This window comes from Streptomyces sp. NPDC028419 (assembly GCF_055565515.1).
The window spans coordinates 344,087-359,060 of record NZ_JBVHUE010000001.1; the positions used below are offsets into that span (position 1 = coordinate 344,087).

The 14,974-nt window shown below is 71.7% G+C and carries 14 protein-coding genes; 8 read left to right on the forward strand and 6 right to left on the reverse strand.

The window, feature by feature from the left end; translation table 11 throughout:
* The 5 genes from ACZ4UB_RS01650 to ACZ4UB_RS01670 all read left to right on the forward strand — a co-directional run bounded on the left by ACZ4UB_RS01650 (position 1) and on the right by ACZ4UB_RS01670 (position 3,048).
* Positions 1-852 (forward strand): helix-turn-helix domain-containing protein, encoded by an 852-nt coding sequence (locus ACZ4UB_RS01650; protein ID WP_468067547.1) that lies wholly within the window; start codon positions 1-3, stop codon positions 850-852.
* 1 nt (position 853) lies between these two features.
* Complete coding sequence (locus ACZ4UB_RS01655) at positions 854-1,036, forward strand: DUF397 domain-containing protein (RefSeq protein WP_468067548.1); 183 nt, start codon at positions 854-856, stop codon at positions 1,034-1,036.
* A gap of 48 nt (positions 1,037-1,084) precedes the next feature.
* A complete protein-coding gene (locus ACZ4UB_RS01660) occupies positions 1,085-1,546 on the forward strand; it encodes an SseB family protein (RefSeq protein ID WP_354378742.1) in 462 nt (153 codons plus the stop codon).
* A gap of 21 nt (positions 1,547-1,567) precedes the next feature.
* Positions 1,568-2,536, forward strand: coding sequence for an ArsR/SmtB family transcription factor (locus ACZ4UB_RS01665; protein ID WP_468067549.1), 969 nt, complete (start codon positions 1,568-1,570; stop codon positions 2,534-2,536).
* Positions 2,537-2,646: 110 nt separating this feature from the next.
* Entirely contained in the window at positions 2,647-3,048 is a 402-nt protein-coding gene (locus tag ACZ4UB_RS01670) for a hypothetical protein (RefSeq protein WP_468067551.1), read from the forward strand.
* Between the two features lie 38 nt (positions 3,049-3,086).
* Here ACZ4UB_RS01670 and ACZ4UB_RS01675 read toward each other — a convergent pair whose 3' ends face one another.
* Entirely contained in the window at positions 3,087-3,284 is a 198-nt protein-coding gene (locus ACZ4UB_RS01675; RefSeq protein WP_468067552.1) for a hypothetical protein, read from the reverse strand.
* 118 nt (positions 3,285-3,402) lie between these two features.
* Here ACZ4UB_RS01675 and ACZ4UB_RS01680 point away from each other — a divergent pair, with 118 nt between their 5' ends.
* Positions 3,403-4,863: a hypothetical protein gene (locus tag ACZ4UB_RS01680; protein ID WP_468067553.1), complete on the forward strand. Its 1,461-nt coding sequence runs from the start codon at positions 3,403-3,405 to the stop codon at positions 4,861-4,863.
* 144 nt (positions 4,864-5,007) lie between these two features.
* On the forward strand, positions 5,008-6,003 hold the full coding sequence (locus tag ACZ4UB_RS01685) for a pirin family protein (RefSeq protein WP_468067554.1): 996 nt from the start codon (positions 5,008-5,010) through the stop codon (positions 6,001-6,003).
* Between the two features lie 19 nt (positions 6,004-6,022).
* Here ACZ4UB_RS01685 and ACZ4UB_RS01690 read toward each other — a convergent pair whose 3' ends face one another.
* Both ACZ4UB_RS01690 and ACZ4UB_RS01695 read right to left on the reverse strand, forming a co-directional pair.
* Positions 6,023-7,099, reverse strand: a complete 1,077-nt coding sequence (locus ACZ4UB_RS01690; protein ID WP_468067728.1) for an AI-2E family transporter — start codon at positions 7,097-7,099, stop codon at positions 6,023-6,025.
* 8 nt (positions 7,100-7,107) lie between these two features.
* Positions 7,108-9,279: a SpoIIE family protein phosphatase gene (locus ACZ4UB_RS01695; protein ID WP_468067555.1), complete on the reverse strand. Its 2,172-nt coding sequence runs from the start codon at positions 9,277-9,279 to the stop codon at positions 7,108-7,110.
* Positions 9,280-9,404: 125 nt separating this feature from the next.
* Between ACZ4UB_RS01695 and aspS the strand changes: the two genes are divergently transcribed.
* Positions 9,405-11,216 (forward strand): aspartate--tRNA ligase, encoded by a 1,812-nt coding sequence (gene aspS / locus ACZ4UB_RS01700; protein ID WP_468067556.1) that lies wholly within the window; start codon positions 9,405-9,407, stop codon positions 11,214-11,216.
* Between the two features lie 88 nt (positions 11,217-11,304).
* On the opposite strand, the gene ACZ4UB_RS01705 is transcribed toward aspS, so the two are convergent.
* From ACZ4UB_RS01705 to ACZ4UB_RS01715, 3 genes are all read right to left on the reverse strand, one after another.
* Positions 11,305-12,687 carry a VWA domain-containing protein gene (locus tag ACZ4UB_RS01705; protein ID WP_468067558.1) on the reverse strand — a complete coding sequence of 461 codons (1,383 nt, stop codon included), beginning with the start codon at positions 12,685-12,687 and terminating at the stop codon, positions 11,305-11,307.
* Positions 12,688-12,927: 240 nt separating this feature from the next.
* Positions 12,928-14,211 (reverse strand): ATP-binding protein, encoded by a 1,284-nt coding sequence (locus tag ACZ4UB_RS01710; protein WP_468067560.1) that lies wholly within the window; start codon positions 14,209-14,211, stop codon positions 12,928-12,930.
* Positions 14,208-14,918: a hypothetical protein gene (locus ACZ4UB_RS01715; RefSeq protein WP_468067561.1), complete on the reverse strand. Its 711-nt coding sequence runs from the start codon at positions 14,916-14,918 to the stop codon at positions 14,208-14,210. Before ACZ4UB_RS01715 ends, ACZ4UB_RS01710 begins: the two co-directional genes overlap by 4 nt.
* Between the last annotated feature and the right edge of the window lie 56 nt (positions 14,919-14,974).

A 14,974-nucleotide genomic window follows, 5' to 3' on the forward strand; every position in this document is an offset into this window, starting at 1 on the left:
GTGCCAGCTCGCAAGGATCCGGACGCGTCCGCGAACGTGCCGTCCTTCTACGGCGCCGAACTGCGCTTCAAGCGGGAAGCCGCGGGGCTCACGCTGGAGCAGCTGGCGGAGGGCAGCTTCCGGGGAGTCCCGTTCCTGAGCCAGATCGAGCGTGGCGAGCGCCGTATGCCTGCGGATCTGGCTCGGCACGTGGACGGGAAGCTGGGAACGGACGGCTTTTTCGAGCGCCGCTGTGAAGATGCGCGCAAGGCGAAGCAGTCCGGCCACGCGGAGTACTTCGTGGACGTCGCGGAGATGGAGCCGTATGCCGAGTCGATCGAGGATTGGGCGCCGATGCTCGTACCCGGTCTGCTCCAGACGCCCGAGTACGCGTGGGCCATCAGCCGGGCCGCGATGCCCCGCGCGCCCGACGCGGCGATCGAGAGGCTGGTGTCCGCTCGGATGGGACGAGCCAAGCTCTTCGACAAGGCGTGCCCGCCGGACTTCTGGGCGGTACTGGACGAGTCGGTGCTCCTCCGTCCGGTTCTGCCCCCGGAGCAGATGGCCGAGCTCTTGGAGCACATCGCGACGGTGATCCGTGGGACACGGTCCATTCTGCAAGTGGTCCCGCAAACGGCTCCCACTCACTCCCTCATGATGGGAATGGCCAGAGTGATGACGTTTTCGGACGCGCCTCCCTTGGTCTACGTGGAGAGCCTGCACAGCGGGCAACTGATCGACTTTCCGCCCCTCGTGAAGGCGTATCGCAGGTCCTACGATCTTCTGAGGGCCGCCGCTATGCCGCCGGAGGCGTCCCTGGCCCTTCTCGACGCTGCGGCAGAGGACTACCGAAATGCCACGCACCGGTCTTGACTTGAGCGCCGCCCGCTGGCGCAAGAGCAGCTTCAGCAATGGAACGGGCGGCGAGTGCGTCGAGGTCGCCGACGGGGCCATCGGGATCGTCCCCGTCCGGGACTCCAAGGTCGAGGACGGCCCCGTCATCGTCGTTTCGGTCGCCGCGTGGGGGCCCTTCGTGCGCGGGCTGAAGGGTCACTGACCGGAACTCGATGCCCCGGCGGCCCCGGGCCTCGGTAGGCTTCGGCCCATGTACGGCTACGACCAGAACGTGAGCGCGGGGCAGCAGCAGTACGGGCAGCCCCAGCAGGGGTACGCGCAGCCGCCGCAGCAGCCGCTGTACCCCGAGCCCTCGCCGCCGACCCTCGCGGACGCGGTGCGGGCCTTCACGACCGGGTCGCTGTCCGCCGAGGACTTCCAGCAGATCTTCGCGACCTCGAAGGTCTACTGCCCGCGCGGGGACACCCCCGGGTTCCTGGCGCTGCACAACACGCAGCAGCCGGTGATCCCGATGTTCACCACGCTCAAGGAACTGCGCCGCTACGCCGGCAAGGAGTCCAAGTACTTCATCATCACCGGCGCCGAGGTGATCGACCTGCTGCCCACCGGTTACGGCTTCGTCCTCGACATGGAGGGCGACCACCGGATGGTCTTCGACGCGAAGGCCGTGGAGCAGATGGTCGACTACGCCATGCGCCGCATGTACGGATAGGGCGAACGCTCAGGGGGGCGCGTGCTCAGGGTCCACTTCACCGCCGAGGATCTCCTGGGCGTCCGTTTCGCCCCCGAGCCGCTGCCGCTCGTCGAGCTGGCGCTGGCCGTGGTGGCCGCGCAGCGCACCGACGCGCCCGAGGTCTTCGGCCGCTGGCGCCAGCGGCTGGGCCGCGAGCTGCCCCGGGCCGCGCTGCCGCTGCTCGAAGTGCTGCGTCCGGACGGCGACAACCCGGCCTTCGTGGAACCCCTGGTGCGGGACTTCGAGGAGGCGCTGGACGCCGTACGCCTGGCCGTCCCCCTCGTCGACGACGCGGAGCTGAGCCGGATCCTGGCGCGCAGCCGCGGTCGGGCCGCCGTCGCGCCCTGGCTGCGCGGGCTGCGGGACGGGGACCGGGAGTCCTGGGGGCTGCTGGAGGACGCGCTGCGGGCCGCCCACGAGGTGGTGATCGCCCCGCACTGGGCCGCGATCGGCCAGTCCTTCCGGGCGGACGTCGCCTGGCGCGCCCACCTGATGGCCACGCACGGGATCAAGGCCGCCCTGGCCAGTACGCACCCGGCCGCCGCCTGGTCGGGCACGGTCTTCGAGGTCGGCCGGCCGCCCGACTTCGAGATCCGGCTGGAGGGGCGCGGGCTGACCCTGATGCCCTCGCCCTTCTGGACGGGCCGGCCGCTGCTCGCGGGACACCCCGACGGCTCGAACCTGCTGGTCTACCCGGCGATGACCCCGATGCCGCTGGTGCCGCCGGGGCGGTCGGAGGGCTCGCTGGACGCCCTGCTGGGCCGCACGCGGGCCGCCGTACTGTCCCTGCTGATCCAGCAGCGGACCACCAGCGAGCTGGCCCGGGACCTGCACATCAGCCTCCCCTCCGTCTCGGAGCACACCCGCACCCTGCGCGCGGCCGGCCTGATCACCACCCGCCGCGACGGCAAGGCGGTCCTGCACGCGGCCACGGGCCTCGGCGTGGACCTGCTGCGCAGCGGCGGCTGAGCGACGCTTCGGCGCTGCCCGAAAGGATCGCGACCGGGCCCCGCCCCGGCGGAGTATCGGCGCAGCGGGGGATCCACGGGGGACCCCCCGCCACGACCGAGGAGGCCGGTATGACGCGTACGTCGACCCGCACCAAGCTCGCGGCACTGGCGGCGACGGCGGTGATGGCGCTGGGTACGGGGGTCCTGGCGGCATCGCCGGCGCAGGCCGCGTGGAATCCGCCGATCCACGGCTGCAACTCCGGCGAGGTCTGCATCTACCCCACGGACGCGTGGGGCAACGCGACCTGGAACAACGACCGTCCCATCCAGCGCGAGACCCGCCGGGGCGGCCACCCGATCTCCAACATGGAGCAGTGGCACTACGTCGTCAACAACCAGACCGACGGCTGGACGGCGCAGGTCTGCTGGGACACGTGGGGCACGAACTGCGAGGGCTACAAGGTCCCGCCGCGCGTGACCTACCTGGTGAACCTCTCGCCGTTCAACTCGATCCGGCTCGACTGGCCGTAACCCGCGGCGCTGCCGGGCGCCGAGCCCTCACGCCGTTCTCAGGTAATGGGTTCGGTGTCCTGGCTGCCGCCCACGCAGACCCAGCCGGCGGCGACGGAGTCGTACTGGAGCGTGCCTCCGCCGGCCACGCATTGCGGCCCGGTGACGCCGGGTGCGGCAGCCTGTGCGGGGGGCCCCAGGGTGCCGAGAACGGCCAGGACCACGGCGGCGACGAAGCCGAGAAGTCGTGTACGCATGGGAACTCCCGTGAGTGTCAGCGACACCAACTCGTCATGACACCAGCTTCGCCCCGCGCCGCGTCGAGCGCACCCCGTTCCGGGGGCGCCTCCCGCGAGCAAGGGGCAGGCTGGTGGTATGGCGAACACGCCCGAGGTAACCGTAGGGCCGCCTGATGACCTTGGCTGGCGGAAGGTCACGATCGATCACAAGCCCGCCGGCAAGGTGCGGTCCCCCGGAGAGCTCCAGAGATTCCTGCGACATGCCGGGCTGGAATTCGGGCAGCCCGTCCATTGGATCGGCGGAGACAGTACGGTCTGGCCGGATCGGGCAGTGCAGCGGCGGACGGTCGGCAGCCTCATGTTCATCGGCTTCCTCTTGACCGCATGCCTGCTCATCAGGGTCGGCTGGACGGACGGCGGTAACGCCCTGACCTTCGGTGAGCGGCTCGCGGGATACACCGTGCTGACCGCTGGCCTGGTGGAATTGATTGCCGCGGCGGCCACTGTCGATTATTGGCACAAGCGCAGAAGGCACTATTCGGGAGTGGCCGTTCTGGCCGGAGTCGCGATCGTCTTCATCGCCAGTTCCTCGCTCCTCCTCCTGCAGATCGGCGAGGGTTTCAGCGGCTGGTCCACGATCGGGATCTGCTTCCTCGCCGGGTCCGTGGCGGCCGGGGTCGAACTCATCAGGTCGCGGGTGTGGAAGGGCTTCCCCAATCCCCGGAGCGTCGCGATCGGGGCGATCATTCCCACCCTTCTCGCCGGCGTCAACCTGGCGTACTCGCAGGTCTACGTTCCCTACGTGACGACCCCGCTGATCGTGAGCGGGGCCGAGTTCAAAGAGGCGAGCATGGACAGCGCGCGGGCGGCCATGGAGGCGACGCTCCATGTGTACGTGAAGAATGACGGCAACATTCCGGTGTACGTGCTCGGCAGTATCTACTGGATCCGGGGCGGGCCCGCGAACAACCTCTCCAAGAGCGTGTTCTCGTACACATCGATTTATGACGGCGAGTTCGTCATACCGGCGGGCCGCGAGCTGAACCCGGGGGAAGAGATCTCGCAGGACGTGGTCGTCGAGATCAAGGACCCGGAAAAGGCGAATTATGAGGTGATCGGGGCTCAGACCGAGGTGTATGTGATCAGGAGGGACAGGATGACACTGCCTCCTGAGTACGGGAAGCACCGTGTGGAGGTCAAGGAGTTCAAGAAGGAGGGCAAGCGGGCTGCCGCGGTGCCGGACGGTGCGGAATATGTGAACGACTCCCGCATCTCGAACAGCAGTGAGATCCTCAACATCACCCGAGGTCGCCAGCGCATAACGTCGTGGCGGATACCAGGCAATTTGGCGCGGGTGGATGTGGCCATAACGCCGCCGGGTGACACGATCGTCTTCGATCCGCAGCGCCTTGATTTCAGTAAGCGGATCCTCGACCGGTACGGCTTCTCGGAGGTGCGCGGCTCCACGGACTGGACCCCCTTCAAGGGGCTCCTGGAGAAGGCCCGCTCCACGAAGGGCACCTCGACCTCGCAGCAGACCCCGGGCCAGAGCCCGGGCCAGAGCTCGGGCCAGAGCTCGGGCCGGTCGGGCCCGTGACGTGAGGTGTGCGGTCGGCCCGGCGCGGCCCGGTCGGAGGGTCGCGGGCCCCGGGGGAATTCCCCCGGGGCCCCTCCTGTTCTGTCAGGCATGGCGGAAAGTTCGAGTTTCAACTAAACTCGACGCCAGAAGGAGGTCCCGACCATGCCTGCAGTGACTGTGGAGAACCCGTTGACGCTCCCCCGCGTCGCCGAGCCCGACCAGGAGACGACCGCCCGCAAGGTGCTGGCCGTCACGACCGCTCCCGGTGGTTTCGAGGGCGAGGGATTCCCGGTGCGCCGCGCGTTCGCCGGGATCAACTACCAGTACCTCGACCCGTTCATCATGATGGACCAGATGGGCGAGGTGGAGTACGCGCCGGGCGAGCCCAAGGGCACCCCCTGGCACCCCCACCGCGGCTTCGAGACCGTCACCTACCTGATCGACGGAACCTTCGTCCACCAGGACAGCAACGGCGGCGGCGGAGTCATCAACGGCGGCGACACCCAGTGGATGACCGCCGGCTCGGGCCTGCTGCACATCGAGGCCCCGCCGGAGTCCCTCGTCGTGTCCGGCGGCCTCTTCCACGGCCTCCAGCTGTGGGTCAACCTGCCGGCCTCCGACAAGATGATGCCCCCGCGCTACCAGGACATCGGCGGCGGCCAGGTCCAGCTGCTCTCCACCCCCGACGGCGGCGCGCTGCTGCGCGTCATCGCCGGTGAGCTGGACGGTCACCAGGGCCCGGGCATCACCCACACCCCCATCACGATGATCCACGCGACGATCACCCCCGGCGCGCAGATCACCCTCCCGTGGCGCGCGGACTTCAACGCCCTCGCGTACGTCATGGCCGGGCGCGGCAGCGTCGGCACCGACCGGCGGCCCGTGCACACCGGGCAGACCGTCGTCTTCGGCGAGGGCGGCTCGCTCACGGTCCGGGCGGACGAGGCCCAGGACTCCCACACCCCCGACCTGGAGGTCGTACTCCTCGGCGGGCAGCCGATCCGGGAGCCCATGGCGCACTACGGGCCGTTCGTGATGAACAACAAGCACGAGCTCCAGCAGGCGTTCGACGACTTCCAGGCCGGGCGGCTGGGGCGCATCCCCACCACCGCGCGGACGGGCCTGGGCCACCGCGGCGCCGGCGCGGCGAACGACTGACCCGAGGGTCGAACGACGCTCAGGCCGGGGCAGCTGCCCCGGCCTCCGGCGCGTGCGGCGGCTGCTCGGCCGTGTACCGGGCGCGCAGCTCCGACAGCACCCCGAAGCCCGCCGCCGCCAGCGGTACGGCCAGCAGCATGCCCAGGATCCCGGCCACGCTGGCCCCGGCCGTGATCGCCAGCAGCACCACCGCCGGATGCATCTGGACCGTACGGCTCTGGATCATCGGCTGGAGCACGTTGCCCTCCAGCACCTGCACGGCCAGCACCACGCCCAGCGTCCACAGCCCCGTGACCCACCCCCGGTCCGCGAAGGCGACCAGGACCGCCACCGCGCCGGAGAAGAACGCGCCGAGGTACGGGACGTACGCGCCGACGAAGACCAGCGAGCCCAGCCCCACCGCCCCCGGCACGCCCAGCACCAGCAGGCCGATGGTGATGCAGAGGGCGTCTATCAGGGCGATGAAGGTGGTCCCGCGCATGAAGCCCTCGACCGCCTGGAAGGCGCGGCGGGCCATCGCCACGGCCGTGTCCCCGGCGGCGCGCGGCACGACCGAGCGCAGCGCGTCGGCGGCCCGGTGGGAGTCGCGCAGGAAGAAGAAGACCAGCAGCAGCGCGAGGAGCGCGGTGGCGAGCACCTCGCCGACCACGCTGATCCCGGCGAGGACGCCGGAGGCCGCGGTGGCGCCGAAGCGCGTCAGCAGCTCCTTGGCGTTCTTCGCGAGGAAGGGCACGGTCTTCCCGTCGCCCCCGTAGTGCAGGGACAGCCGCTCCACCGCGTGCCGCAGGGCCGAGAGGATCTGGTCGCCGGTGTCGAGTACCGCGGCCACCACGACGTACGAGGCCCCGCCGACCACCCCGATGATGGCCAGGCAGGTCAGGGCGGCGGCCAGCGACCGGTTCACCTTCATCCGCACCAGGCGCCGGTACATCGGGCGCAGCAGGGCGGTGCCCAGCAGGGCCAGCAGGACGGGCGTCACCGCGGTCTGGAAGACGTCGCACAGCCAGAGGAAGACGCCGACCACGCCGGACACGAGGAGGGCGACGACGCACCAGGCGGCGAGGCGCCGCACGGGCGCGGGGAGCAGGGAACTGATCACCGGGCTCAGCGTAGGGCCGGGTCCCGGTCGTGCGGGGGCGGATCCGGTTTGGACTGCTCGTCCAGCTCGAACCAGATCGACTTGCCGTCGCCCCGCGGGTCCACGCCCCAACGGTCCGCCAGCATCTCCATCAGCAGCACGCCGCGCCCGCTGGACGCCATCTCGCCGGGCTGCCGCTTGTGCGGCGGTTCGTCGCTGGAGTCGGCCACCTCGACCCGCAGCCGCCGCTCGCCCAGCTCACCGACGGCCTCGGCCGTGAGCAGCGCGTCGCCGTCCGTGTGCATCAGGACGTTGGTGACCATCTCGGAGACCATCAGGACCGCCGAGTCCCGCTGGTCCTCGTCCGCCCAGTCGTGCAGCAGCTCGCGGATCTGCTGCCGGGCGCCCGCGATGCGCTCCGGCTCGGCCTGCGCCACGGTCAGCAGCGTGCGCCGGACCGGGCGGGCCGGGTGCGTGAGCGGGGTGCCGCAGCCGCAGCCGGGGTCGTCGCGGCACAGCAGCACCACGGCTATGTCGTCCTCGCGCCGGTCGGCGAGCGGGCCGGTGGTGTGGTGCGAGGAGGGCCCGTGGACGGCGGAGACCAGCAGGTCGGCGAGCTTCTCCAGGCTCCCGCCCTCGTGCGTCTCGGAGTGCGTCTCGGACTCCAGGATCGCGCGCAGCCGGGCCCAGCCGGTGTCCAGGTCGTGCCCGCCGGTCTCGATCAGGCCGTCCGTGCACAGCATCATCGTCTCGCCGGGTTCCAGGGTGAACCGGGTCGTCGGGTAGTCGGTGTCGGCGACGATGCCCAGCGGCAGCCCGCCCGCGGTCGGGCGCATCAGCACCGTGCCGTCGGTCATCCGGACCGCCGGGTCCGGGTGGCCGGCCCGGGCCACCTCCAGCAGGCCCGTCCGCGGGTCGCACTCGACGTACAGGCAGGTCGCGAAGCGCGGGCCGAGGTGGTCCCCGTCCTCGGAGGAGTCGGTGATGCCCGCGAGGAAGCGGGAGGCCCGGGAGAGCACGGCGTCCGGTCGGTGCCCCTCGGACGCGTAGGCCCGTACGGCGATCCGCAGCTGGCCCATCAGGCCCGCCGCGCGCACGTCGTGCCCCTGGACGTCCCCGATGACCAGGGCGAACCGGCCCGACGGCAGCGGGATCATGTCGTACCAGTCGCCGCCCACCTGGAGGCCGCCACCGGTCGGGACGTAGCGCGCGGCGAGGGTCATGCCCGGGATCTCGGGGCCCAACTGCGGCATCATCGACCGCTGGAGGCCCGTGGTGAGTTCCCGCTCGGATTCGGCCACCACGGCGCGCTGGAGCGCCTGCGCGAGCATCCGCGCCACCGTGGTGAGCACCGAGCGCTCGTCGGGGGAGAAGGACACCTGGTGCTTGAAGGCGGCCATCCAGGCGCCCATGGTGCGCCCGGCGACGATCAGCGGGAGGAAGGCCCAGGAGGTCCGGCCGAAGCTCTGGGCGAGCGGCCAGGTGGCCGGGAAGCGCCGTTTGTAGTCCTCCGGGGTGGGGAGGTAGATCGCCCGGCCGCTGCGGACGACCTCCGCGGCCGGATAGTCGGTGTCCATGCGCATGTCGGCGAAGGGGGACTCGTCCCCGGCGTCGTGCCCGTGGTGCCCGATGATCGACAGCCGGTCCCCGTCCATCCCGAAGACGGCCAGCCCGTCCGGGCTGAAGCCGGGCATCGACAGCGAGGCCGCCACCCGCAGCACCTCCGCCGTGGAGCGGGCCTCGGCCAGCGCCCGGCCCGCGTCCAGCAGGAACGCCTCGCGGGAGCGCCGCCAGTCGCCGGTGATGGGGGTGTGGACGGCCGTGGTGCCCGGCTGGGGCTCGGCGATCTCCTGGATCGTGCCGATCAGCTCGTAGTCGATGTGGCCGTCCGGGGCCGTGTTCGGCACGGGTTTGGAGCGGCTGCGCACGGTCCGCAGCACGCGCCCGTCCACGTCCATGATCCGCAGCCGGGCCTCGGCGAGGGTGCCCTCGGCGACGGCCAGGTTCACGATGCCGTTGATCTCGTTCCAGTCGACCGGGTGGAACCGGGACCGTACGGACACTTCGGGCAGGGTGATGGGCTCGGCGGGCAGGCCGAGCAGCCGGGCGGCCTCACCGTCGAGGGTGACCGTTCCGGAGGCGTTGTCCCAGCGCCACAGACCGGTGGCGATCGCCGCCAGGACGTCCTCGGTGCGCATTCAGCCATCTTTACAGGTCATCCCGTCGAGGTGCCCGTTCACGTGGGCCCACGGGCGCGCCCGGCCGGACGGTAACCTGGGCAGGGTTGATTTCCACCCCGCTATCGCGAAGAACTGGATGAACGATGCATCGGTACCGGTCCCACAGCTGCGGCGAGCTGCGCAACTCTGACGTCGGCTCCGACGTCCGACTGAGCGGCTGGGTGCACAATCGTCGTGACCTGGGCGGCATCCTCTTCATCGACCTGCGGGACCACTACGGTCTGGTCCAGCTCGTCGTGCGCCCGGGCACCGCGGCGAACGAGGTGCTCTCCAGCATCTCCAAGGAGTCCGTCGTCCGCGTCGACGGCAAGGTCGTCTCCCGCGGCGAGGACAACCGCAACCCCGAGCTGGGCACCGGTGACATCGAGATCGAGGTCACCGACGTCGAGCTGCTCGGCGGCGCGGCCCCGCTGCCCTTCACGATCAACACCGACGACGGCGTGAACGAGGAGCGGCGCCTGGAGTACCGCTTCCTCGACCTGCGCCGCGAGCGCATGCACCGCAACATCATGCTGCGCTCCGCCGTCATCGCCTCCATCCGCTCCAAGATGGTGAACCTCGGCTTCAACGAGATGGCGACCCCGATCCTCACCGCGACCTCCCCCGAGGGCGCCCGTGACTTCGTGGTGCCGTCCCGCCTGAACCCGGGCAAGTTCTACGCCCTGCCGCAGGCGCCGCAGCAGTTCAAGCAGCTGCTGATGATCTCCGGCTTCGACCGGTACTTCCAGATCGCGCCCTGCTTCCGGGACGAGGACGCCCGCGCCGACCGTTCGCCGGGCGAGTTCTACCAGCTCGACGTCGAGATGTCGTTCGTGGAGCAGGAAGACGTCTTCCAGCCCATCGAGAAGCTGATGACGGAGATCTTCACCGAGTTCGGCAAGGGCCGCCCGGTCACCTCGCCGTTCCCGCGGATCCCCTTCCGCGAGTCGATGGTCAAGTACGGCAACGACAAGCCCGACCTGCGCACCACGCTCGAACTGGTCGACATCACCGACGTCTTCGAGGGCTCCGAGTTCAAGGCGTTCGCGGGCAAGCACGTGCGCGCGCTGGCCGTCCCGGACACCGCCGCGCAGCCGCGCAAGTTCTTCGACGGCCTGGGCGAGTACGCGATCTCGCTGGGCGCCAAGGGCCTGGCCTGGGTCCGCGTGGGCGAGGACGGCGGCCTGACCGGCCCGATCGCCAAGTTCCTCACCGAGGAGAACGTGAAGGTCCTTAACCAGAGGCTCGGCCTCGCGGCCGGCCACGCGGTGTTCTTCGGTGCCGGCGAGTTCGACGAGGTCTCCAAGATCATGTCGGGCGTCCGCGTCGAGGCCGCCAAGCGCGCGGGCCAGTTCGAAGAGGACGTCTTCCGCTTCTGCTGGATCGTCGACTTCCCGATGTACGAGAAGGACGAGGAGACGGGCAAGATCGACTTCTCTCACAACCCGTTCTCCATGCCGCAGGGCGGCATGAAGGACCTGGAGGAGAAGGACCCGCTCGACATCCTGGCCTGGCAGTACGACATCGTCTGCAACGGCATCGAGCTGTCCTCCGGCGCCATCCGCAACCACGAGCCCGAGGTCATGCTGAAGGCCTTCGCGATCGCGGGCTACGAGGCCGAGACCGTCGAGCGCGAGTTCGCGGGCATGCTGCGGGCGTTCCGCCTCGGCGCCCCGCCGCACGGTGGCATCGCCCCGGGCGTCGACCGCATCGTGATGCTGCTGGCCGACGAGCCGAACATCCGCGAGACGATCGCCTTCCCGCTCAACGGCAACGCCCAGGACCTGATGATGGGCGCGCCGACGGTGCTGGAGGAGTCCCGCCTGCGCGAGCTGAACATCGCGCTGCGCAAGCCGGTGGAGACGAAGGCGGCCGCCCCGGTGGCCGAGGCGGTCGCGCCTTCCGCCGCCGAGTAGTAGCCGGGCGCCAGCCCGCCAGTAGCTGCGCGAACGCCCCCGCCGGATCCGATCCGGCGGGGGCGTTCGCGTACGTGTGCCTCGGTGCTCAGAGGTGGCCCAGCAGGCCCTTGAGGAGGGCGGGCGAGGTCAGCTCCTGCGGAGCGGGCCCGGCGTGGAAGAAGCCGGCGTTCTCGGCGTCCAGCTTGCGCAGGAAGTCGAAGGCCTTCGCGTCGTGGTCACCGAAGGCCACGAACTGCCAGTGGATGTCGTGCGCGGCGGCCTCGGCGAGCGCCTGGCGGGCCGGGACGCGGTTGTCGGGGGCGCCGTCCGTCTGGAAGACGACCAGGGCGCGGCCCTCGCCGCCGTTCTTCTGGTAGTGCTCGACGACCTCCTCGACGGCCCGGTGGTAGCTGGTCCGCCCCATGCGCCCGAGCGCGGCGTGCTGGGCGTCGACCCAGCCGGCGTGCTCGTCGAGGGTGAGGTCGGCGGCGCCGTCGATGTCGGTGGAGAAGAAGACCGTGTGCACGGTGGCGTTCGGGTCGAGGTGCGCGGCGAGCGCGAGGACGTGGTCGGCCAGGTGCTGGGCGCTGCCGTCCTTGTAGAACGGGCGCATCGAACCGGAGCGGTCCAGGACCAGGTAGACGGTGGCGCGGGCGTCGGTCTGCCCCTTGGTGCGGAGCACCTGGGCGGCCGCCTTGTACGCGCCCCCGAGCGCGGGAGCCCGACGCCGCACGGCAGCGGCCCCGACCAGCGCCCCGGCTTCGGCTGCGAGGGGCTCGGGCTCGGGCTCGGGCTCGGCTTCGACCTCGGGCTCGGCTTCGGCCAGGACGGGCTCGGGCTCGGGCGCGACCTCGGGCTCCGGTTCGGCCTCGGCCGTTACGGGCTCGGGCGCGACCTCGGGCTCCGGTTCGGCCTCGGCGGCTACGGGCTCGGGCGCGACCTCGACCTCGGCCTCGGGCTCCGGCTCGGCCGCTACGGGCTCGGCTTCCACCTCGGCCAGGACGGGCTCGGGCTCGCCGACGGGCTCGGCCTCCGCTGCGACGGGTTCGGCTTCGACGACGGGCTCGGGCTCGGCGGCGGCCGCCGGCTCCGGCTCCGCCACGACGGGTTCGGCTTCGAGGGCCGGCTCCGGCGTGGGCTCGGCGGCAGCCACCGGCTCCGGCTCGGCCTCGGCCGCCGGCTCCGGTTCCACCGCGGTGGCGGAGGGGCGGCGGGCTTCGGGGACCGTGGGGTCCGGGGTGGGAGTGGGGGTCGGGGACGGGGCGGTCATGACCGTGCCGCCCCCGTCGCGCGGGGTGGACTGCGGGGGGACCGTAGGGCTGTCGAAGGACGCCGCCACCAGTTCCGCCGCCGCGTCCAGGGGGGTGCGTTCGGCCCCCTGGGAGGGCACGGCGGCCTGCGGGGCGACGGCGGTGGTGTCCGCCGAGGCCTCCTGGACGGGCTCCGAGGAACGGCCGAACACCTTGCGGAACAAGCTCCGAATACCCATGGGCGAGGCCTTTCACATGAGTGCGTGCGTCATTTGTCCGTGCTGTGGGGAAGATCCCTGCCCAGAGTGGACACGTAAGGTTATCGGCCCCTTGGCTGGAACCTCGGCAGGGGCACCCTTCGCGTCGTTCGCCGCCTCCGCACGCCGCCGACCAGCGTGAACTCCCCTTGGCGGGGCCCTGGTTCACCCTCTGTTCATCCCGCGGTCACAGGGCCGGCCCACCGGCCACCGGCCCGCGGGTCAACTCCCCGGCGTCAGCTTCCCGATGGGCAGCCGCAGCGTCGTCACCGCGCCCCCGTCCGCCGCGTTGGCGAAGTCCAGCGCGATCTCCAGCACGGCGGCCTGCCCCAGCACGATGGTCAGCCCCAGGCCATGACCGCGCCCGCGCCCCGGGTCGCCGGTGCGGAAGCGCTGCGGGCCGTGCTCGATCAGGTCGGCCGGATACCCCGGCCCGTGGTCGCGCACGGCGACCACCGGCCCCTCCACGGTGATCTGCACCGGCGGCCGGCCGTGCTTCTCGGCGTTGGCCAACAAGTTGGCCATGATCCGGTCCAGCCGTCGCCGATCCGTGAGCACGACGGCGTCGCGCACCACGACGACCGAGGCCGCCGACCGGCTCCCGGCGACGATCCGCTCGACGGCCCGGCCGAGTTCGACGTGGGCGAGCTCGGCCCGTTCGACGCCCGAGTCCAGTCGGGAGATCTCCAGCAGGTCCTCGGTCAACAGATGGAGCGCCTGCAACCGGTCGTTGATCATTTCCTTGGGGCGTCCCTCGGGCAGCAGGGCGGCCGCCGCGAGCGAGCCGGTCAGCGGCGTGCGCAACTCGTGCGCGACGTCCGCGGTGAACCGCTTCTCCGCCTCCAACCGCCCCTGGAGCGAGGCGGCCATCGAGTCCAGCGCGACGGCCACGTCCCGGACTTCGTCCTGTTCCTCGACCTCGTCCCGGCCCGGGCCCTTCGCCAGGCCCACCCGGGCGTCCAGGTCACCGGCGCTGATCCGGCGGGCGACGGCGGCCGTGGTGGTGAGCCGCTTGCTGATCCGGTTGGCGAGGAACAGGCCGGCCAGTGCCACGAGCCCGGCGGCGAGCGCGCTGGAGGCGAGGATCGCGGCGTCGATGTCCCGCAGCCGGTCGCGGGTGTCCCCGTACGGCTGCCAGACCGCGAGCGCGCTGCGGTCGGCGGGCCCGGCGGCCCACATGACGGGCTTGCCGGCGAGGGTGCCGACCATGCTGCCCGTCTCGCCGCGTGCGACGAGCGCGCGGAGCGGGGCGGGGAGGGCGGGCGGGTCCAGGGCGGAGTTCGCCGCGCCGATCGTCGTGCCGTACTGGTAGGCGGCGAGGGCGTTCTCCAGGTCGCGGTCCACGTCCTTGCGGACCTCGCCGCTGATCTGCCGGGCCACGACGTTGTGCACCAGGACCCCGAGGACGGCGGCCACCGCGCAGCACACGGCGGTGGTGGTCAGCGCGATCTTCCAGCGCAGGCTGCCCGTCAGCCGGCGCAGGGGCCGCCACCGGCGGCCGGTCACGGGCCGCCCGCCGGGCAGGGGACGGCCGGGTTCCCCGAGGTGGGGCAGTCGTCGAGGGTCAGCTGGGAGAGGTTCATCAGCCCGGCGTCCGGGTCCCACACGTAGTCGGAGACCGAGATGTACTTCGGATTCGAGGTGGGCTCGCGCACCGCCAGGTGCTCGGCGGCGACCTCCACCCCTTCCAGGACCCCGCGGCGGGCCAGGATCCGGGCGATCCTGCCGTCGTCCTGGACGGTGTAGACGCGCAGCTCGCTGACCCGGTCGTCGATGTCCAGGGCGGCGATCAGCTCGTCCTTGCCGTTGCCCGTGAGGTCGTGCAGGACGCCCGGCCGCAGCGGGCAGTCCGGCCCACCGCCCGGCTCGTCGGTGCACGGCGCGAGCCGCTGCGCGGCCCGCGGGTCGACCAGCCGCCCGGTCCCGCCGTCCTGCCGGGTGTCGGAGGTGATGTCGGCCCGTACGACGTCCAGCACGTCCACGCCCCGCATGTCGCCGCCCGGGACCACGGCCAGCCCGGGCACGACCGCGGCCCGCCCGGGGGCCTGCCCGGCACCGGGCGGGGCGGGGCGGACGTCCTTCCACAGGGTCTGCGGCGCGTGGACGACGCCCAGGTCGCCCGCGCTGCGCAGGCCCTCGGTGTCGGCGCAGCCCGCCGTGGCCGCCAGCAGGGCGACCAGGACCGGCAGGACGCGCGCGTGCGTGCTCCGCATGCTCCGATGCTCTCCCGCCCCGCCCGAGGGGGCCCGGACGCGGACCCATCCGGGTG

Coding starts and splice junctions, on each gene's coding strand:
- ACZ4UB_RS01660 (WP_354378742.1), top strand. CDS start 1,085: ATGTACGGCTACGACCAGAACGTGAGCGCGGGGCAGCAGCAGTACGGG.
- ACZ4UB_RS01670 (WP_468067551.1), top strand. CDS start 2,647: ATGACGCGTACGTCGACCCGCACCAAGCTCGCGGCACTGGCGGCGACG.
- ACZ4UB_RS01675 (WP_468067552.1), bottom strand. CDS start 3,284: ATGCGTACACGACTTCTCGGCTTCGTCGCCGCCGTGGTCCTGGCCGTT.
- ACZ4UB_RS01680 (WP_468067553.1), top strand. CDS start 3,403: ATGGCGAACACGCCCGAGGTAACCGTAGGGCCGCCTGATGACCTTGGC.
- ACZ4UB_RS01685 (WP_468067554.1), top strand. CDS start 5,008: ATGCCTGCAGTGACTGTGGAGAACCCGTTGACGCTCCCCCGCGTCGCC.
- ACZ4UB_RS01695 (WP_468067555.1), bottom strand. CDS start 9,279: ATGCGCACCGAGGACGTCCTGGCGGCGATCGCCACCGGTCTGTGGCGC.
- aspS (WP_468067556.1), top strand. CDS start 9,405: ATGCATCGGTACCGGTCCCACAGCTGCGGCGAGCTGCGCAACTCTGAC.
- ACZ4UB_RS01705 (WP_468067558.1), bottom strand. CDS start 12,687: ATGGGTATTCGGAGCTTGTTCCGCAAGGTGTTCGGCCGTTCCTCGGAG.
- ACZ4UB_RS01715 (WP_468067561.1), bottom strand. CDS start 14,918: ATGCGGAGCACGCACGCGCGCGTCCTGCCGGTCCTGGTCGCCCTGCTG.